Annotated in this window: 15 protein-coding genes and 1 pseudogene; 7 read left to right on the top strand and 9 right to left on the bottom strand. The window is 63.4% G+C overall.

The features are described from left to right. Positions 1 to 12: 12 nt before the first annotated feature. Positions 13 to 1332 (bottom strand): CmpA/NrtA family ABC transporter substrate-binding protein, encoded by a 1320-nt coding sequence (locus IVB19_RS10835; RefSeq protein ID WP_085352121.1) that lies wholly within the window; start codon positions 1330 to 1332, stop codon positions 13 to 15. 674 nt (positions 1333 to 2006) lie between these two features. Between IVB19_RS10835 and IVB19_RS10830 the strand changes: the two genes are divergently transcribed. Both IVB19_RS10830 and IVB19_RS10825 read left to right on the top strand, forming a co-directional pair. Further along, positions 2007 to 2846 carry a formate/nitrite transporter family protein gene (locus IVB19_RS10830; protein ID WP_018457093.1) on the top strand — a complete coding sequence of 280 codons (840 nt, stop codon included), beginning with the start codon at positions 2007 to 2009 and terminating at the stop codon, positions 2844 to 2846. A gap of 55 nt (positions 2847 to 2901) precedes the next feature. Continuing rightward, positions 2902 to 4638 (top strand): bifunctional protein-serine/threonine kinase/phosphatase, encoded by a 1737-nt coding sequence (locus IVB19_RS10825; RefSeq protein ID WP_018457094.1) that lies wholly within the window; start codon positions 2902 to 2904, stop codon positions 4636 to 4638. Between the two features lie 23 nt (positions 4639 to 4661). Here the strand turns inward: IVB19_RS10825 and IVB19_RS10820 are convergent. Beyond that, positions 4662 to 5334: pseudogene (locus tag IVB19_RS10820) on the bottom strand (NAD(P)-dependent oxidoreductase). Between the two features lie 42 nt (positions 5335 to 5376). Continuing rightward, positions 5377 to 6246, bottom strand: a complete 870-nt coding sequence (locus IVB19_RS10815; protein WP_018457096.1) for an SDR family oxidoreductase — start codon at positions 6244 to 6246, stop codon at positions 5377 to 5379. 100 nt (positions 6247 to 6346) lie between these two features. On the opposite strand from IVB19_RS10815, the gene IVB19_RS10810 reads away from it, so the two are divergent. Then, positions 6347 to 7240 carry a LysR family transcriptional regulator gene (locus IVB19_RS10810; RefSeq protein ID WP_018457097.1) on the top strand — a complete coding sequence of 298 codons (894 nt, stop codon included), beginning with the start codon at positions 6347 to 6349 and terminating at the stop codon, positions 7238 to 7240. A 31-nt stretch (positions 7241 to 7271) separates the two neighbouring features. On the opposite strand, the gene IVB19_RS10805 is transcribed toward IVB19_RS10810, so the two are convergent. Next, positions 7272 to 8189, bottom strand: coding sequence for an intradiol ring-cleavage dioxygenase (locus tag IVB19_RS10805; RefSeq protein WP_018457098.1), 918 nt, complete (start codon positions 8187 to 8189; stop codon positions 7272 to 7274). Between the two features lie 170 nt (positions 8190 to 8359). Between IVB19_RS10805 and IVB19_RS10800 the strand changes: the two genes are divergently transcribed. Next, positions 8360 to 9634 (top strand): serine hydrolase domain-containing protein, encoded by a 1275-nt coding sequence (locus tag IVB19_RS10800; RefSeq protein WP_018457099.1) that lies wholly within the window; start codon positions 8360 to 8362, stop codon positions 9632 to 9634. A gap of 49 nt (positions 9635 to 9683) precedes the next feature. Here IVB19_RS10800 and IVB19_RS10795 read toward each other — a convergent pair whose 3' ends face one another. The 4 genes from IVB19_RS10795 to IVB19_RS10780 form a co-directional block, all read right to left on the bottom strand. After that, positions 9684 to 11003 carry a TRAP transporter large permease gene (locus tag IVB19_RS10795; protein WP_018457100.1) on the bottom strand — a complete coding sequence of 440 codons (1320 nt, stop codon included), beginning with the start codon at positions 11001 to 11003 and terminating at the stop codon, positions 9684 to 9686. Then, a complete protein-coding gene (locus tag IVB19_RS10790; RefSeq protein ID WP_026233300.1) occupies positions 11000 to 11515 on the bottom strand; it encodes a TRAP transporter small permease in 516 nt (171 codons plus the stop codon). The genes IVB19_RS10795 and IVB19_RS10790 overlap by 4 nt, the downstream gene beginning before the upstream one ends. Positions 11516 to 11599: 84 nt before the next feature. Continuing rightward, the gene (locus tag IVB19_RS10785) at positions 11600 to 12598 is read right to left on the bottom strand and encodes a TRAP transporter substrate-binding protein (protein ID WP_247821390.1); all 999 of its coding nucleotides are present in this window, start codon (positions 12596 to 12598) and stop codon (positions 11600 to 11602) included. A 374-nt stretch (positions 12599 to 12972) separates the two neighbouring features. Then, on the bottom strand, positions 12973 to 13206 hold the full coding sequence (locus tag IVB19_RS10780; RefSeq protein WP_247821388.1) for a hypothetical protein: 234 nt from the start codon (positions 13204 to 13206) through the stop codon (positions 12973 to 12975). Positions 13207 to 13343: 137 nt separating this feature from the next. On the opposite strand from IVB19_RS10780, the gene IVB19_RS10775 reads away from it, so the two are divergent. The 3 genes from IVB19_RS10775 to IVB19_RS10765 all read left to right on the top strand — a co-directional run bounded on the left by IVB19_RS10775 (position 13344) and on the right by IVB19_RS10765 (position 16642). After that, on the top strand, positions 13344 to 13688 hold the full coding sequence (locus IVB19_RS10775) for a DUF1236 domain-containing protein (RefSeq protein ID WP_018457104.1): 345 nt from the start codon (positions 13344 to 13346) through the stop codon (positions 13686 to 13688). 346 nt (positions 13689 to 14034) lie between these two features. Further along, positions 14035 to 15492: a sensor histidine kinase gene (locus IVB19_RS10770; protein ID WP_039799959.1), complete on the top strand. Its 1458-nt coding sequence runs from the start codon at positions 14035 to 14037 to the stop codon at positions 15490 to 15492. 13 nt (positions 15493 to 15505) lie between these two features. Then, complete coding sequence (locus IVB19_RS10765; protein WP_247375570.1) at positions 15506 to 16642, top strand: mandelate racemase/muconate lactonizing enzyme family protein; 1137 nt, start codon at positions 15506 to 15508, stop codon at positions 16640 to 16642. Here the strand turns inward: IVB19_RS10765 and IVB19_RS10760 are convergent. After that, positions 16639 to 17370 carry a cytochrome c biogenesis CcdA family protein gene (locus IVB19_RS10760; protein ID WP_083926459.1) on the bottom strand — a complete coding sequence of 244 codons (732 nt, stop codon included), beginning with the start codon at positions 17368 to 17370 and terminating at the stop codon, positions 16639 to 16641. The two genes, IVB19_RS10765 and IVB19_RS10760, sit on opposite strands and share 4 nt — an antisense overlap. Positions 17371 to 17546 lie beyond the last annotated feature (176 nt).

Raw genomic sequence — 17546 nt, 5'->3', positions numbered from 1 at the left:
CCGCTGGCTCCATCAGACTTCGACGCGCTTGATCGCGAGCGACTTCAGATAGGCAGCGGGATTTTCCGGATCGAACACCTTGCCGTCGAAGAAGGTCTCCTTGCCGCGCGACGTAGAGGCCGGGATCTCCGCACTTGCGACGCCGAGCGTCTTGGCCGCATCGCGCCACATGTCCTCGCGGTTGACCTTGGCGATCAGCGCCTTGGTGTCGAAATTCGCCTCGTACTTGCCCCAGCGGATGTCCTCCGTGAGGAACCAGAGGTCGTGGCTCTGGAACGGATAGGAGGCGAAGTCGCGCCAATACTTCATGATGTGCGGGGAGTTCTCGACCACCTTGCCCGGGATGCCGTAGTCGAACTTGCCAGCGGTGCGGTCGAGCACGTCTTCGACGGGGCAGTTCATCCACTGCCGCTTGCCCATGATGGCGGCAAGCTCGGCCTTGTTCTCGGCCTTGTCCGACCATTGCTGCGCTTCCATCACCGCCATCAGCAGCGCCTTCGAGGCCTTTGGATATTTATCGACGAAGGCGGCGCGCATGCCGAAGGATTTTTCCGGATGCTTGTTCCAGAGTTCGCCGGTGTTGATGGCGGTGTAGCCGATGTTCTGATGGATCAATTGCAGATTCCAGGGCTCGCCGACGCAGAAGCAATCCATGGTGCCGACCTTCATGTTGGCCACCATCTGCGGCGGCGGCACCACGATGGTCTCGATGTCCTTGTCGGGATCGATCCCGCCGGCGGCGAGCCAGTAACGGATCCAGAGGTCATGCGTGCCGCCGGGGAAGGTCATCGCGGCCTTCACGGCCTTGCCTGAGGCCTTCTTCTTCTCCAGCGCCGCCTTGAAGGGCGTGGCGTCGACGCCGAGCTTCAGGTCGGCATATTCGTTGGCGACGGAGATGCACTGGCTGTCGAGATTGAGCCGCGCCAGGATGTACATCGGCGTCGGCTGATTGTTCTGCGTCACCTTGCCGGCCGAGATCAGATACGGCATCGGGGTGAGGATGTGCGCACCGTCGATGCCGTTGCCTTCTGAGCCGAGCACGAGATTGTCCCGCGTGGTGCCCCAGGAGGCCTGCTTCTGCACGTCGGTGTCAGGCATGCCGTATTTGGCGAACAGGCCCTTGTCCTTGGCGACGAACAAGGGGCCGGCATCGCTCAGCGCGATGAAGCCGAGCTTGGCACCCTTGACCTCGGGGCCGGCGTCCTGCGCGAAGGCGCCAGCGGGGAAATTGAGTTTTACGGCGGCCAGGAGTGCGGCGGTCGAGCCGGCGGCCTTCAACAATTGACGGCGGCTGAGGCCAGTGTCCGACGGCCGGCGGGTGCGCTTGGTCATGGGCGATATCGTCCTTTGCGTCGTTGCAGAATGATTGCGTCAGTGCACACGAGCAGCCCATCCGGTCCGGCGACGCCTGAAGCTGCGCATGCGAACGCGAGGCGGGGAGACCCCCGTCTGGTGGCGTCGGCAATTCGGATGAGAAGTCTCGCGGGACGGCTTCAATGGCGTCGGGCTGGAACTATTCAAGCTTCGTGCCAAGCGCCACAACGTAGAAAATCTCGAAAGATCAGTATGCTACAGGCAGCGCGCCAGTCTGTCGCAGGCCCGTTCCGCTCGCGAAATTTGCGGCTGCCCAATAATTGTGCGGCGCACAACAGTTGTGCAGCAGCCCAAGCAAAAGGCCGCATCAAGCGCAAAAGCCGGGGCAGCCAAAGCTCTACCAGATTGATGTTGCTTGCTTTTTATGAGCCCAGCACACGGCACGCAACTTGCTTCTCCATTTACGTCAATGAAGACTGCGGCTTTGCCGCATTGATGCAGGCGCTGGCGGCTGCATCCCGGAAGCTCAACTGCTTCGCGGCCCTCCTCGGCTCGGTCGTCGTGACGCAATCCCAAAGGCTTCCAACTCTCCATCGCCTCGTGCGCGGCAGGTCAGCCCGCACGGGCAGTGACGTTCAATCGCTCTCGCAGGAGGGCGAGATCTCTTTCTTAGGAAGCAAAAGGAACCATCGATGTCGTATCTCGCGCCTTCGGAATTCGTCACCAAGATGGTGGATGCGGGCGAGTCCAAAGTCTTCATGTCCACCCGGGATACCATCATCCGCGCCTACATGGCCGGCGCCATCCTGGCGCTCGCGGCATGGTTCGCCGTCACGATCAACGTGAACACGGGGCAGCCGCTGATCGGCGCGCTGCTGTTCCCGGTCGGCTTCGTCATGCTGTATCTGCTGGGCTTCGACCTCCTGACCGGCGTGTTCGTGCTCTCCCCGCTCGCGCTGATCGACAAGCGCCCCGGCGTCACCATCGGTGGCGTCTTGCGCAACTGGGGCCTCGTCTTCGTCGGCAACTTCGCCGGCGCCTTCACCGTGGCCTTCATGATGGCTTTCGTCACGACCTTCGGCTTCACGCAGGACCCCGATAAGATCGGCACCGCGATCGGCAATATCGGCGAAGGCCGAACGCTGGGCTACGCTGCGCATGGCGCGGCCGGCATGGCGACGCTGTTCCTGCGCGGCATGCTTTGCAACTGGATGGTCTCGACCGGCGTGGTCGGCGCCATGATCTCGACCTCGGTCCCCGGCAAGGTCATCGCGATGTGGATGCCGATCCTGGTGTTCTTCTACATGGTGTTCGAGCATTCCGTCGTGAACATGTTCCTGTTCCCGTCGGGCCTGATGCTGCACGCAAAATTCTCGATCATGGATTACCTGATCTGGAACGAGATCCCGACGGTGCTCGGCAACCTCGTCGGCGGCCTCGCCTTCACCGGCATGACCCTCTACGCCACGCACGTCATGACCAAGCCGAAGCGCCAGGCCGGCAAGGCCACGTCGCCCCGCGTCGCGGCCTGATACGTCTCGACAGGAGAGCCTCGCCCGATCAGGGTGAGGCTCCCCTTTGCCGGTGATGACGATGACTCGTGGACTTCAGATCTCGGTCGGCCAGCATTCCGACAAGGGTCGCAAGCCCATCAACCAGGATTTTCACGGCGTCCTCGTTCCGGACGAGCCGATGCTCAGCCTGAAGGGCATTGCAGCCGTCCTCGCCGACGGCATCTCCAGCAGCACGGTGAGCCAGATCGCCAGCGAGTCGGCGGTCAAGAGCTTCCTGATGGACTATTATTGCACGTCGGAATCCTGGACGGTGAAGACCTCCGCCCGCCGCGTGCTGGACGCGACCAATTCCTGGCTCCACGCGCAGACGCGCAAGAGCCAATATGCCTATGACCGTGACAAGGGTTATGTCTGCACGCTGAGCGCCATGGTCATCAAGGCGACCACCGCGCACATCTTCCACGTCGGCGACTGTCGCGTCTACCGCGTGGCCGGCAAGGCGCTCGAACAGCTGACCGACGATCACCGGATCATCGTGTCCTCGGAGCAGACCTATCTCGGCCGTGCGCTCGGGATCAATCCGCAGCTCGAGATCGACTACCAGAGTTTCGAGATCGAGACTGGCGACACGTTCCTGCTGGCGACCGACGGCGCCTATGAATTCGTCGACGCGCGTTTTGTCACGAGTGCGCTCAGCGACCATGCAGCCGAGCTCGACGGAGCGGCGAAGGCGATCGTCGAGGAAGCCTACCGGCGCGGCAGCGACGACAACATCACAGTCCAGATCCTCCGCATCGATGCGGTGCCGCAGCGCGAGCCGGCCGGCATCTTCAACCAGACCTCCCAGCTGCCGCTTCCCCCGCTGCCGGAGCCGCGGGCCGTCTTCGACGGCTACAAGATCGTCCGCGAAATCCACGCCAGCAGCCGCAGCCATATTTACCTTGCCGTCGACGCGGTGACCGAGGAGCCGGTCGCGCTCAAGCTGCCGTCGATCGATTTGCGCGACAATGCCGCCTACCTGAAGCGCTTCCTGATGGAGGAGTGGATCGCGCGCCGGATCGACAGCCCGCACGTGCTGAAGCCGCTGTCACAGTCGAAACGGCGCGGTTACCTCTACGTCGCGACCGAATTCGTCGAAGGTCAGACCTTGCGGCAATGGATGACGGACAATCCGCGCCCCGATCTCGAAACCGTCCGCGGACTGGTCGAGCAAATCGCCGCGGGCCTGCGCGCCTTCCACCGCATGGAGATGCTGCATCAGGACCTCAGGCCCGACAACATCCTGATCGACAAGACCGGCACCGCGAAGATCATCGACTTCGGATCGGTTAAGGTGGCAGGCGTCGCGGAGGCCGCGCCACAGGACGAGACCGACGAAATTCTGGGAACGGTCCAGTACACGGCGCCGGAATATTTTCTTGGGCAAGGCGGCTCGCCGCGCTCCGACATGTTTTCGCTCGCCGTGATCTGTTACCAGATGCTGACGGGAAAGCTTCCCTATGGCACCCAAATCGCCAGGGTCCGGCGCAAGGCGGACGTGCGGAGGCTCAAATACCGCCCGGCCGATGACGACAGCAACGTGCCCGCCTGGGTCGACGGCGCGCTCAGACGTGCGCTGCATCCGGATCCCTACAAGCGGCACGAGGATCTGTCCGAATTCGTCTTCGAGCTTCGCACACCCAATCCGGCCTATCTCGACACGCGGATCACGCCGCTCTTGGAGCGCAGCCCGCTGATGTTCTGGAAATTGACCACGGCGGCGCTCGCCTGCGTCGTCGTGGTCCTGCTAGCGATGCTGCACGCGCGCTGATCCGGGTGTAGCCACGCAAAGCATCACCACGTGATCAGCGGAGACCGATGCAGCCAGGTATCGGCGCGCACCTGATCGAGCACGAATGTCGCAACGTCTTCGCGCGCGATGGTACCGCCATGGAAGCCCGAAAAATCCGTCAGGGCCCGGACCGAGCCGCGGCCGGGCTTGTTGTTCAGGATCGAGGGGCGAACCAGGACCCAGTCCAGCCCGCTGTCTCTGACGATTGCTTCCTGCCGGTCCTTGTCGGCGTACACCTTCTTCAGGAGAAGCGGAAAGATCACATTGTCGGCGATAAAGCCGCCGTGCCCGGCACTGTCGCCGGCGCCCATTCCCGTGATGCAAACGAGCCGCGAGACCTGCTCGGCCTTCATCGCTCACGAGCGCGCGCGTCGCGGTCGAGAGAAGCGTCACCTCGCGGAACGGGCTTACCGGTGTACCCAGCGCACTGACCACGGCCTCACGGCCTTTGAGGGCTGCGCGCAGGGCTGTTTCATCGCGGGCGTCTCCGACGATAAGCTTCGCCCCCGTGATGTCACGTGCCTTCTCGGCGGAACGCACCAGCACGGTGACGTCGTAGCCTCGCGCCACCGCCTGGTTGACGATCAGGCGACCGGTGGCACCGGTCGCTCCAAGCACCAATATCTTCGTCGCACCTTGCGGATCCGCCGGAACAGTGGCGATTGAAGAGGTCATGATGGGAGTCCTCGTTGTCGTGATGGGGACGTGCCCATGCCGTCAGGCAGAGGCCGCGATTTCGGAGACGAAGTCGCGATAGGAGCGCAGGGGACGGCCCAACAACGCGGTCAGACGCTCGACGTCGCCGGCTTCGGGGACCATTCCCTCGGTGAGGAAACGCTCGCTCATCAGCCGCATGTCGTAGGCCATCCAGCTCGGCATGAACTGCCGGAGATTCTTCTCGAAGCCGGCGGTATCGTCACCGGGATAGGCGACCGTGCGGCCCAGCACCTCCGACCAGACCGCGGCGGCTTTCGCGCCGGTCAGCGTATCAGGACCGACGAGATTGACGCGGTCGAGCGCAAGCGGCGTTGCGGCGCGCTCACGACGGATGAGCTCGAGGGCCGATATCTCACCGATGTCGCGCGCATCGATCATGGCGAGCCCCTTGCTCCCGATCGGCATCGGATAGATGCCGTATCCGGTCACCACGTCCTTGATCGTGACGTCGTTGTTCATGAAGTACGCCGTGCGCAGGATGGTGGCGTTGAAGCCCATCTGCTCGATCATCCGCTCGACGCCGAACTTGCCGGCAAAGTGCGGGACGTTCACGTAGCGATCGCTGTGGATCACCGAGAGGTATACGACCCGCTCGACACCAGCCTCGCGGGCGACGTTGAGCGCGATCAGCGCTTGCGTGAATTCATCCGGCACCACTGCGTTGAGCAGGAACAGGGTCGAGACGCCCTTGAATGCGCTGCGGATCGAGTCGACGTCGAGCAGGTCGCCCTGCACGACGGTGACGCCTGCCGGGAGGTTTGCCTTGGCTGGATCGCGGGCGAGAGCACGGACATCGGCGCCGCGTTTGGCGAGCTGTTCGACGACGTGGCGGCCGACGGTGCCGGTTGCACCGGTAACGAGGATGGTCATGGAGATCACTCCGGGTTGGTCAGAAGACACCCGGAAATTAGCGATCCACAAACGAACCGATAGCCGCTATATTTGGACGGACTGTCTCACTGGTGGAACGATGTACCTGCTCGCACTGACCGACTTCAATCTCGTCGCCCGGCACGGCGGCTTCGGACGGGCCGCACGCGCCACCGGACGCCCGAAAGCCACCCTGTCCCGGCGGGTCGCCGAGCTGGAAGCTGCCCTCGACCTGCGCCTGTTCGAGCGCGGGGCGCGCACCCTGAAACTCACACAGGAAGGACGCGCCCTTTACGAGCGGACGGGGGCCTTGCTCACCGAGCTCGATGAGACGGCGACAGCGATCGCCTCGGGTGGGGACAGGCCGCGGGGGCGCTTGCGGATCAGCGCGCCCTTGCTGTTCTCGCAGACTGCAATGGGAAACCTCGCGGCCGGGTTCGCGCTCAGATATCCGGAGATCCGTCTTGAGGTCACGACGGAAGATCGCTCCGTCGACATGGTGGAGGAAGGGTATGACCTCGTCATTCGGGTCAATCCCGATCCGGATGACAGCCTTGTCGGACGAATCTTTCTGCGCGATCGGCTGGTGGTCGTGGCAAGCCCGGACCTGAAACGACCGAGGGACGGCATCGCTGTGCCGGCTGTCATGCGCGGAGCGGGCGACCAGCTGACAAGCTGGGAAGTCACGATGCCCAGTGGAAGGTCGCGCATCGCGATTGATCCGGTCCTGCGCCTGTCATCGCTCGTCATGGTTCGCGACGCGGTCCGGGCGGGCGTCGGCGCCACACGCCTTCCGGTATCACTGGTCAGTCACGACCTGGCTGCCGGCACGCTGGTGCATTGGGGCGACATGGACGGACCAGAGATCGCGTTGTGGACGCTCTATCCATCGCGCCGGCTGTTGAGCGCGCGCGTCTCCGCCTTCCTCGACTTCATGAAAGAAGCCTTTCCGATGGGGACGCCTGACGAGCTGGCGGCGTTTATCGGGAGATGAGCGGGTGGCGCGCGCTGCTCGCGCCTGACGGTCAGGCGTGCTCCTCCGCCTTCGTCCCCAGCGGCCTCGGCGCCATGCCGCCGCCCGGCTTGAGGTGGAATTCGTAGCTCATCAGATGCCACTGCCCGTTCGCCTTGCTGCCGTCGGGCATCGCCGCATCGTTGCGCGGCTCGACCTTGGCGACGAGGTCGTCCTTCACGCCGAACACCACGTCGGAATCCAGATATTTGTCGCCGTCCATGAAGACGTGGGTGATCAGCGGCTCGTAGCCCTTGGCATTGACCAGGAAGTGCACATGCGCCGGGCGCATCGGGTGGCGGTTGGTCTGCACGATCATCTCGCCGACCGGGCCGTCGGTCGGGATCGGGTAGCTGCACGGCAAGATGGTGCGGAAGAAGAAGCGGCCATCGCTGTCGGTGATGAAGCGCGCCCGCGCCGAGGCGCCGACCTCGTCATAGTTCGGCTTCTGCGAGTCATAGAAGCCGTCATCGTCAGCGTGCCAGACGTCGACGGGGACATTCGCGAGCGGCTTGCCGTCGAGATCGGTGACACGGCTCTGCACGAACATCCGTTCGCCGGTTTGATTGTTCGGAGAGATGTCGGTTCCGTGCGCCGTCACCTTGTGCTCGCCGACATAGAACGGCCCGAGCACGGTGGTCTGGGTGGCGCCCTCGCGCTCGCGATGGTTGACCGCGTCGACCAGCATGGAGACGCCGAGCACGTCGGACAGCAGGATGAATTCCTGTCGTGTGTCCGTGCATTTCTGGCCGGTGCGGGTCAGGAAATCGATGGCGTATTCCCATTCCGCGAAAGTGAGGCCGGTCTTGCTCACGTAATCGTGCAGCGACTTCACCAATTCCTGGAGCAGGAATTTCGCGCGCGGGTGAGGTGTCTGGTCAAAGCTCCGGACGACGGCTTCGGTGAGTTCGGTTTCGTTGAACTGGGTCATGGTCGTTTGCCTGCGTTTTCTCATTGGCCCGTTGGGGATCTTTTTGGGCTGCTTGGAGGCGTTCCAAAGTGAAGCCTACACCAAACAGCCGGCCGGCGTTAAGCGCGACCGGCTTGGAATAAGACCGCCTTTTCGGCTATCAACGGCGGACAAAACTTTCGGAGGAACTGATGCTCGCCCCCACCCCCGCGTCGCCCGAATCCGTGGGCATGTCCAAGGCCGCGCTCGACCGTGTCGATGCGCATCTGAAGAGCCGGTACATCGATGCCGGTCGCTTCCCGGGCACGCATCTCCTGGTCTATCGCCGTGGCAAGATCGCCCACAGCTCGGTGCAGGGTTTTGCCGACGTCGAACGCAAGCTGCCCGTCAAGGATGACACCATCTACCGCATCTATTCCATGACGAAGCCGCTCACCAGCGTCGCCTTCATGATGCTGGTCGAGCAAGGCCTCGTCGCCATCGATGAGCCGGTCGCCAAGTACATTCCGGAATGGAAGGATCTCGGCGTGTTCGTCGCCGGCACTGCGCCTTCCTTCCTGACCCGGCCGCCGTCGCGGCCGATGCTGATCGTCGACCTCCTGCGCCACACCTCCGGCCTCACCTACGGCTTCCAGCAGCGCTCGAACGTCGATGCCGCCTACCGCGCCGAAAAGATCGGCGAGGTCGAGAAATCCGGCACGCTCCAGACCATGATCGAGAGCCTTGCAAAAATCCCGCTGGAGTTCTCGCCGGGCGAGGCCTGGAATTACTCGGTTTCGACCGACGTGCTCGGCTACCTCATTGGCAAGATCTCCGGCATACCCTTCGAGCAGTTCCTGAAACAGCGCATTCTCGATCCACTCGGCATGACCGACACTGATTTCCACGTGCCGGCTTCCAAGGCCCACCGGTTCGCTGCCTGTTACTCGGCCGACCCGGGTGGCGGCATGACCTTCCATGCCGGCCAGCGCCGCGAGGGCCTGACGTTGCAGGATGATCCAACCAAGAGTTCGTTCCTGTCACCGCCGTCCCTGATTTCGGGCGGCGGCGGGCTGTGCTCGACGACGGCCGACTATCTCACCTTCTGCCGTGCGCTGCTCAATGGCGGCGAACTCGGCGGCGTCAGGTTGATCGGGCCGAAGACGCTGGCGCTGATGACGACCAACCACATTCCGGGTGGACGCTCGCTGCCGGAAGTGTCGCGCTCGCTGTTCGCGGAAGCCGCCTACAACGGCATCGGCTTCGGCCTCGGCTTCGCCGTGACGATGCGCCCGGCCGAGACGCTGGTCGCCGGCAGCCCCGGTGAATACAATTGGGGCGGCGCGGCCACGACTTCGTTCTGGATCGACCCGGCCGAAGAATTGATCACCATCTTCATGACGCAGGTGCTGCCGTCGAGCGCCTACCCGCTCCGGCGCGAGCTGCGCAGCATGGTCTACGCTGCGATCACCGAGAGCAATCTCTGAGAAAAATGCACCGATTCCGCGGCATCAGAGCCGCGGGATCAAGCCCCGCTCATTTCAACATCTCCGGCACGATCAGGCGCGGCAGGAACAGGGAAACGCTGGGCCAAATAATGAGCGCCGCCAGCACGAGCAGCATGGGGATCAGCATGATCACCGTGTCCTTAAGCGCATAGCGCAGCCGTACCCCGGCGATCGAGCAGGCGATCATCAAGCAGAGGCCATAAGGCGGCGTCACCAATCCGAAGGCGAGCGAGACGATCGAGATGATCGCAAACTGCACCGGATGAAGGTCGACCGATTTCGCCAGCGGTTCGAGAACGGTGCCGACGATGATGATCGCCGGAATGGCGTCGAGGAAGCAGCCCACCACCAGAAAGCAGAACGCGATGAAGAAGCCGGCCCCGATCGCGCCCATGCCCCAGGTCGAGACGTTAGCCAGCAGTTCCTGCGGAATCCTGTAATAGGCCAGCAGCCAGCCGAACGCGCTCGCGGTACCGACGCAGAACAGCGCCACGCCGGCAAGGCGCCCGGTATCGAGCAGCGCCTTGTAGAGTTCGCGCGCGCCGGTTTCACGGTAGAAGAACGTCGACAGCGCCACGGAATAGAGCACTGCGACGCAGGCGGATTCGGTCGCGGTGAACCACCCCAGCAGGATGCCGCCGACAATGATGAACGGCGTCATCAGCGCCGGTATCGAGCGCCAGATGGCGCAGCACATCTCCCTCCAGGTGTCCTTCGGATAGGTCGGATAGCCCCGGCGCACGGCATAGATATGCACTGTTGCCATCTGCGCGCCCGCGATTAGCAATCCCGGCACGATGCCTGCGAGGTACATCGCGGCGATCGAGGTCGAGATCAGTCCGCCCCACACGATCATCAGGATCGAGGGTGGGATGATGACGGCGAGCACGGCCGAGACCGCGGTGATGGCGATCGAGAACGAGAGGTCGTAGCCCTCCTTGGTCTGGGCATCGATGAATATCTTGGACTGGCTCGCCGCGTCCGCGGTGGAGGATCCGGAGATGCCGGCAAAGAACACCGACAGCACCACGTTGATCTGCGCCAGCGACCCCGGCCAGTGCCCGACCATCGAGCGGGACAGCGCGACCAGCCGGTCGGTGATGCCGCCGATGCTCATCAGATTGGCGGTGAGCAGGAAGAACGGGACCGCTAGCAGGATGAATGAATTGTAGGCGTTGAAGGTTTCCTGCGCGAGCGTCATCAGCGACAGATGCGGCTCGATCAGCAGGATCGGCACGCAGGCAAGGCCAAGCGCGAAGGCGACCGGGACGCGGATGATGAGCAGGCCAACGAAAGTACCGAACAGGACCATTGCGGCCTGCCCGGCAGAAAGAACATTGCCGCTCATTGATTTGCCCCAAACAAAATCCGCATCTCGTCGACGATCTGTTCACCGGCGAACACGATCCAGGTCACGCCGGAAATCGGCCAGGCGACGTGGATCAGCCAAAGCGGCAGATCGGCCAGCTCCGAAGTTCTGTTCCAGGCAAAGCGGGTGAACTCGATTCCGGCGGTTACGAACACCAGTGCCAGCGCCAGCACGCCGAGCCGCGCGAGAATCCGGACCATGGCTTCGCTTCGGCGTGACAGGTCAGGCCAGACGTCGACTTCAAAATGCTGCGACTCTCTGATGCCGACCATGGCGCCAATCATGATCGTCCAGATGAACATGAACCGCGCCATCTCCTCGGTCCAGATGTAGGACGGAATCAAAGGCGTGTAGCGCGAGATGATCTGCAACGTGACCGGAATGACCAGCATACCGACGGAGGCGGCGAGCAGGATTTCCAGCAGTTTTGCATAGGCCGCCGTTGCTCGGCGCCATGGCGACGGGTTCGGTGGCATCGATATTTCAGTCATCACGACTCCGGGGGATCACAATCACGCAATGGGGCAAGCCGTCTGGCTTGCCCCGACGTCCTGTCGCGTGGGCGGCGACAGTTTTCAGACGACGTTGATCTTCTCGAAAATGCCTTCCGCGCCAATTTCCTTGGCGTAGGTGGCCATCACGGGATCGGCGAGCTTCTTCATGGCGTCCCGTTCTTCGAAGGGAACGCGCTTGAGCTTCCCGGCCTTCTCCAGCGTGTCGAGCTTGACGACTTCTTCACTCGACTCCAGTTGTCGGCCGTAGTCGCCGGCCTCCTTGCCGGCCTTCATGATCGCGTCCTGCAACTCCTTCGGCAAGGTCTTTAGCGTCTTCACCGAGAAGCAGATCGGCCGGATCGACACGGCGTGTTGGGTCAGGTTGAGATGCGGAGCCACTTCGTAGAACTTCATCGCCTCGACGCCGGCCGCCTCGTTCTCGCCGGCCGCAATCACGCCGTTCTGGATCGCGTTGTAGATTTCGTTGTAGGCGATCACCGTCGGGCTCATGCCCACGGCCGCAAAGGTCTTCGACCAGATCGGCGCGCCCTGTACGCGCACCTTGAGTCCCCTAAGGTCGGCGAGAGTCTTGAGCGGCTTGTTGGCGAAGATATTGCGGATGCCACCGCCGGAATAGCCGATCAGAACGACCTCGGCCTTGGACGCGAGTTCGTCGGCGATCGGCGCCAGGATATTGGCTTCGACGACCTTGTTCATGTGGTCGATGCCCTTGAACACGAAGGGCGCGTCGATGAACGGGGCCGCCTTGGCGAAGGTCGACATGTGAGCCGGCGAGACGATGCCGTAATCGACGGCTTTGCCCTGCGACATGTACTCGAAATATTGCTTTTCGAGGCCAAGCGAGGAATTCCTGTGCAGTGTGAAGTTGACGGGCTTGCCGTAGTACTTCTTGACCAGCTCTTCGAACCGGAGCAGGGCCCGGTTGAAGGCGTGGTCGTCGTTGAACTGGACCGCGCCGTTCAATGTGATCGGCGACTGTGCCCTGACGATTGACGGCATGCCCATCGCAGCCGCCGCAGTGGTCGCGCCGAGCCCAGCGAGAAATGATCTTCGCTTCATCGTCTCCCCTCCTTTTGATGCTCCGGCCCTGTCGCCGGGCCGTGAGCGCAGCCGGTATGCGGCTTGCGAGTGGGAAGCGTATGGAAAACCTCGGCGGGACGGAAGTCATTTCACGCGCGCGGGAGGCCCTCTTCGTCGCAGGGCCACCCCTTTCGCGAACTGCTGCACTGCAACTTGCGCTCCTGCCGGTGCGTGGCAGGCCGAGGGGAGCAGCCTCTCTTAGCAGACAGACGGCGTGCGGGCCCGTGCGCTGCACGCACAGACCCGCCTTCCACTGCCGCTTAGTGCATGTGGCCGATCAGATAGATGCCGCCGCCGATCACCAGCACGGCCGGCACGGCCCAGAGAATCAGAACTGGCATTTGTCATCCTCCTCAGTTGGACGTGCAGACCTTGACGGTCTTCATGCCGGCTTCAGCTTCGGTGCGCGATTTGTAGATCGCGCCCGATGGGCTGACGACGGTCATGGACGTGTCCGTCGGCTTCTTGTCGACGATTGTGCACTTCTTCGTCTTGACGTCCTGCACGCCATAGAACTCGTCGGCCGCGAACGCCGGCAGGGATATTGCGGAAAGCATCAATGCTGCAGTTACTATCTTCAACTTCATTTGTAGTCCTCCTCCAGAGCCCGAGCCGTCAGCCCGGTCATCTACAAACGGGAAAAAGCGGCAATTAGTTCCCTGAGCCGGGAACGCTGTCCGCAATGAGGGGTTGTTGCGGCGCATGTTCAAACGAGGAGAACGAGATGAAGAAGTTGTTCCTGCTTTCCGCCGCGGCGGTCCTGATGTCGACCGGTGCTTTCGCGCAATCGACCGTCGTGACGACGACCGGGACGGGCCACGCGGCGGCCGTCCAGATCGAGCCGCAGTACCGAACCAAGATCAAATCCTACGTCACCGAGCATCGCATTCGCCCGGTGACCACGAAGGAAAAGATCGTTGTCGGTGCGGCGGTGCCGAGCGACGTCGAGCTTGAGGCCGTTCCCGCAGACTGGGGTCCGTCGCTGACGAAGTATCGCTACGTCTACTCCGGCGATCGCGTGATGCTCGTCGATCCCGGTACGCGCACGGTCGTTCAGGAAATTGATTGATCCAGGTGTAAGGGGGCCGCCTTGAGGCGGCCTCCCTCTCTGGGAGTTGACATTATGAAATCGCATCGAGAGGCCCGGATCGCCGGGCTCAGCCTGGCGGCCGTGTACGCCATGTGTCTCCTACTGACCGCAATCAGCATGAGCTGAGGCGCAGCCGCGGACCGCGCTGCAAAATCTTCTTCCTGGGCGGCGCGTCCGAACGCAAAAATTATTGGCGTAGCGCAAATCCCGCCCCTATGGTCTCCCAAAATCATAAATCCGGCGCTCCCCTGCGCTGGAACCGGGACGCCCGCGTTTGTCAAAGCTCACTTTGCCGGTCCGGCTCGCTCTTCTGGTGACGGGAACGATGTTGCCGCTGATCGTCTTCGCGGTCGGCATTGCCGTCTACAATTACAAACAGGACCGCAACGACGCGACCCGCCGCGTGCTGGAGAATGTGCGCAGCATGCGCCTCGTGCTGGACTCCGAGGTGCAGCGGATGACCGGCGGCCTGCAGGTGCTTGCACTGACGAATTCGCTGCGCAACGACGACTTCCAGAGCTTCCGCCGCATCGCGCTCGGCTTCGTCGACCAGTACGGCAAAGGCGGCCTCGTGCTGATCTCCGATCGCAAGGGCCGGCTGTTGTTTTCCTCCGCGACCGAGGACACCGCAAGCCTGCCGCCACGCGGTCATCTTGAGATCATCGAGAGGGTGTTTGCGACCAGGTCGCCGCAATATTCCGACCTGTTCACCGGCGCGATCAACGGCCGGCAGGTGCTTACGGTCGAGGTTCCGGTGCTCCGCGACGGCGAAGTGATCTACGACCTCTGCTTCAGCCCGCCGGTCAGCACCTTTCAGGACCTGGTGGAAAAGCAACGGCCCGACCGGGATTGGACGGTCTCCCTGCTCGACACCAAGGCTATCGTGTTCGCGCGCACGCCGAACCCTACGGAGATCTTTGGCAAACGGGCTACCGGCGCACTGTACGAGAGTATGTTGCGCACGCCGGAAGCCGCACTCTCGACGGTTTCGCTCGACGGCGTCGCGTTGTCCACCGTCTATACGAGGTCGCGGCTGACCGGCTGGACCATCGTGGCCGGCGTCGCCGAGAGCTCGCTAATCGCTCCGCTCTGGCGCAACATCGCGATCACCAGTTTTATCGGCGGCGTCCTGCTGCTGACCGGCCTGACCTTCGCGGTCCGGATGGCGACCACGATCGCGCGCGGCGAGATGCTGCACGATCTCCTGATCGACGAGCTCAACCATCGCGTCAAGAACACGCTCGCGTTGATGCAGGCGATCGCGGTGCAGACCTTCCGCAGCGCCAGCCGGGACGAGCGGGTAAAATTCGAGGGCCGGCTCGGCGCGCTGGCCGAGGCGCATAATTTGCTGAGCCAGGAGAAATGGGCGGGCTCCGAGCTGCGGGACGTGATCGCCCGCGCGCTCCAGCCGTTCCTGCTGAATAATCCGGAGCGCATCCGCATGGCCGGACCCGCGGTGCCGCTGTCGCCGCGGCTCGCCGTGGTGCTGTCGATGATCGTGCACGAGATCGCCACCAACGCGGCGAAATACGGCGCGCTATCCAACGAGACCGGCCGGGTGACGCTGGAGTGGCAGGTCGTCGCCGATGCGCCGAAGCCGCGGCTGCGCCTGATCTGGACCGAGATCGGCGGACCGCCGGTGACGGCGCCGGTGCAACGCGGCTTCGGCTCGCGCCTGATCGAGCGCAGCGCGCGCGACCAGCTCGGCGGCGAGGCAACGGTCGACTTCCTGCCCCGCGGCGTGGTCTGCACGGTGATTTGCGCGCTGGACGAGGCGCGATGAACGGAGGCCGGCAATGAAGATCACTAGGGTTCGCACGCACATTCTCGAAGCAAAGCTGTCGCAGCCCTTTGCCTATTCGCGCGCCTGGTACGACACGCGCACCGCAATGCTGGTCGAGATCGAGACTGACAATGGTCTTGTCGGATGGGGTGAATGCTACGGCCCGGCGCGCATCACGGCGGCAGTGGTGCAGAGTATCGCTCCGTGGCTGATCGGCGAGGATCCGTTGCGCACCGACGTGCTGTGGCAGATGGTCTATGCGCGCCTGCGGGATCACGGCCAGAAGGGCGTCGTGATCCAGGGGATGAGCGGCATCGACATCGCGCTATGGGACATCAAGGGCAAGCATTTCGGCCTACCCGTGCATCAGCTTCTCGGCGGCGGCGCGCGCAAGCAGGTTGCGGCCTATGCGACCGGTCTCTACCGGCGCAAGTCAGGCGATCCGCTGAACTATCTGGCGGAGGAAGCGGCGGGTTATGCCGCCGAAGGATTCCGCGCCGTGAAGCTGAAGGTCGGTTTCGGAATCGCGGAGGATGCCGCGGTCACCCGCGCGGTGCGCGAGGCGATCGGCCCCGATGTCGCGCTGATGGTCGATGCGAACCACGCCTATGACGCGGTCGCGGCGATCCGGCTCGGCCGCCTGATCGAGCGCCATGACATCGGATGGTTCGAGGAGCCGGTGCCGCCGGAGGACATCGCGGGCTATCGCGCGGTGAAATCCGCGCTTACGATTCCGGTCGCCGGCGGCGAGTGCGAATTCACGCGCTTCGGCTTCCGCGAGTTGTTCGTCTCGCACGCACTTGACATCGCCCAGCCCGACACCTGCGCGGCAGGTGGTCTCTCCGAATGCAAGAAGATCGCCGACATGAGCGAGGCGTTCGGCATCCGCTACAATCCGCATGTCTGGGGCACCGGGATCGCGATCGCCGCGTCGCTCCAGCTCCTCGCGGTGCTGCCCTCGCAAACGCCGACTTCGCTGTCACCGCTCGAGCCGATGCTGGAATTCGACCGCACTGAACATCCGATCCGGCAGGCGATTTTGCAGGAGCCGATCGAGCATGCGAGCGGCGTCGTGCGGGTGCCCGAGGGGCCGGGCCTCGGTATCGAGATCGACCGCGCCGCGCTAGCGCGCTTTGATGCGGAGGCCTAACCGATCGTCTGCAACGTCGGAAACGTCTCCAGCAGCCAGATGCTCACGTTCGAGACCGCGCCGGTGAGGAATCCAATACCGGTGATCACCATCAGGACGCCCATAGCGCGCTCGACATTGACGAGATGGCCCTTCATGCGCGCAAACAGGGTGGAAAACTGCTCGATCATCAGGGCAGCGATCAGGAAGGGAATGCCGAGCCCGGCCGAATAGACCGCGAGCAGGACGGCGCCCTTTGTCACCGTGGCTTCGGCCGCGGCGACCGAGAGGATCGCGGCAAGGATCGGGCCGATGCAGGGCGTCCAGCCAAAGGCAAAGGCCAGCCCCATCACATAAGCGCCCCAAAGGCCGACGGGCTTGGGCGCGGTCAAGCGTCCCTCGCGCATCAACAGGCCGATGCGCGTCAGGCCGAGGAAGTGCAGGCCCATGACGATGATGACGATGCCGGCGAGGATCGAGAGTTCGGCCGACCAGGCCCGGATCAGCGCCCCGATCAGCGAGGCGCTGGCGCCGAGCGCCACGAACACCGTGGAGAAGCCGAGCACGAACAGGAGTGCCGACATCATGATGGCGCGTTTGGAGGCGGATGCGGGCTCTTCGCTTTCGACATGCTCGATCGTCGCGCCCGTCAGATAGATCAGGTAGGGCGGGACCAGCGGCAGGACGCACGGGGAGAGGAAGCTGACGAGGCCGGCAATCAGCGCCGCCGGGATCGAAACATTTTGCATGATGCAGTCGGAACCATCTCTGGCGCCGATGCGGCGCGCGGGGAATGCGCGCGGCCCGGAGCCGAACCGGCTCTGGTGTAGCCGATGCCAGCGAATGCGCAACAGAGGCGCACAAAACCAGGGCTCCTCCCGATGCCGTCTGTGATCACAGATGCGGCACCGGGACACGCACAAAT

It is taken from the genome of Bradyrhizobium sp. 187 (assembly GCF_023101005.1).
GTDB classification, from domain to species: Bacteria; Pseudomonadota; Alphaproteobacteria; order Rhizobiales; family Xanthobacteraceae; genus Bradyrhizobium; species Bradyrhizobium canariense_D.
Note: the sequence above shows the minus strand (reverse complement) of the source record. Positions and strands in the feature narration are given on the sequence as shown.

What these genes read in the sequence shown, in the direction of transcription:
- IVB19_RS10835 (WP_085352121.1), bottom strand. Translation starts at nt 1,332, where the DNA reads ATGACCAAGCGCACCCGCCGGCCGTCGGACACTGGCCTCAGCCGCCGT.
- IVB19_RS10795 (WP_018457100.1), bottom strand. Translation starts at nt 11,003, where the DNA reads ATGAGCGGCAATGTTCTTTCTGCCGGGCAGGCCGCAATGGTCCTGTTC.
- IVB19_RS10780 (WP_247821388.1), bottom strand. Translation starts at nt 13,206, where the DNA reads ATGAAGTTGAAGATAGTAACTGCAGCATTGATGCTTTCCGCAATATCC.
- IVB19_RS10825 (WP_018457094.1), top strand. Translation starts at nt 2,902, where the DNA reads ATGACGATGACTCGTGGACTTCAGATCTCGGTCGGCCAGCATTCCGAC.
- IVB19_RS10805 (WP_018457098.1), bottom strand. Translation starts at nt 8,189, where the DNA reads ATGACCCAGTTCAACGAAACCGAACTCACCGAAGCCGTCGTCCGGAGC.
- IVB19_RS10810 (WP_018457097.1), top strand. Translation starts at nt 6,347, where the DNA reads ATGTACCTGCTCGCACTGACCGACTTCAATCTCGTCGCCCGGCACGGC.
- IVB19_RS10800 (WP_018457099.1), top strand. Translation starts at nt 8,360, where the DNA reads ATGCTCGCCCCCACCCCCGCGTCGCCCGAATCCGTGGGCATGTCCAAG.
- IVB19_RS10815 (WP_018457096.1), bottom strand. Translation starts at nt 6,246, where the DNA reads ATGACCATCCTCGTTACCGGTGCAACCGGCACCGTCGGCCGCCACGTC.
- IVB19_RS10830 (WP_018457093.1), top strand. Translation starts at nt 2,007, where the DNA reads ATGTCGTATCTCGCGCCTTCGGAATTCGTCACCAAGATGGTGGATGCG.
- IVB19_RS10765 (WP_247375570.1), top strand. Translation starts at nt 15,506, where the DNA reads ATGAAGATCACTAGGGTTCGCACGCACATTCTCGAAGCAAAGCTGTCG.
- IVB19_RS10775 (WP_018457104.1), top strand. Translation starts at nt 13,344, where the DNA reads ATGAAGAAGTTGTTCCTGCTTTCCGCCGCGGCGGTCCTGATGTCGACC.
- IVB19_RS10760 (WP_083926459.1), bottom strand. Translation starts at nt 17,370, where the DNA reads ATGCAAAATGTTTCGATCCCGGCGGCGCTGATTGCCGGCCTCGTCAGC.
- IVB19_RS10770 (WP_039799959.1), top strand. Translation starts at nt 14,035, where the DNA reads ATGTTGCCGCTGATCGTCTTCGCGGTCGGCATTGCCGTCTACAATTAC.
- IVB19_RS10790 (WP_026233300.1), bottom strand. Translation starts at nt 11,515, where the DNA reads ATGACTGAAATATCGATGCCACCGAACCCGTCGCCATGGCGCCGAGCA.
- IVB19_RS10785 (WP_247821390.1), bottom strand. Translation starts at nt 12,598, where the DNA reads ATGAAGCGAAGATCATTTCTCGCTGGGCTCGGCGCGACCACTGCGGCG.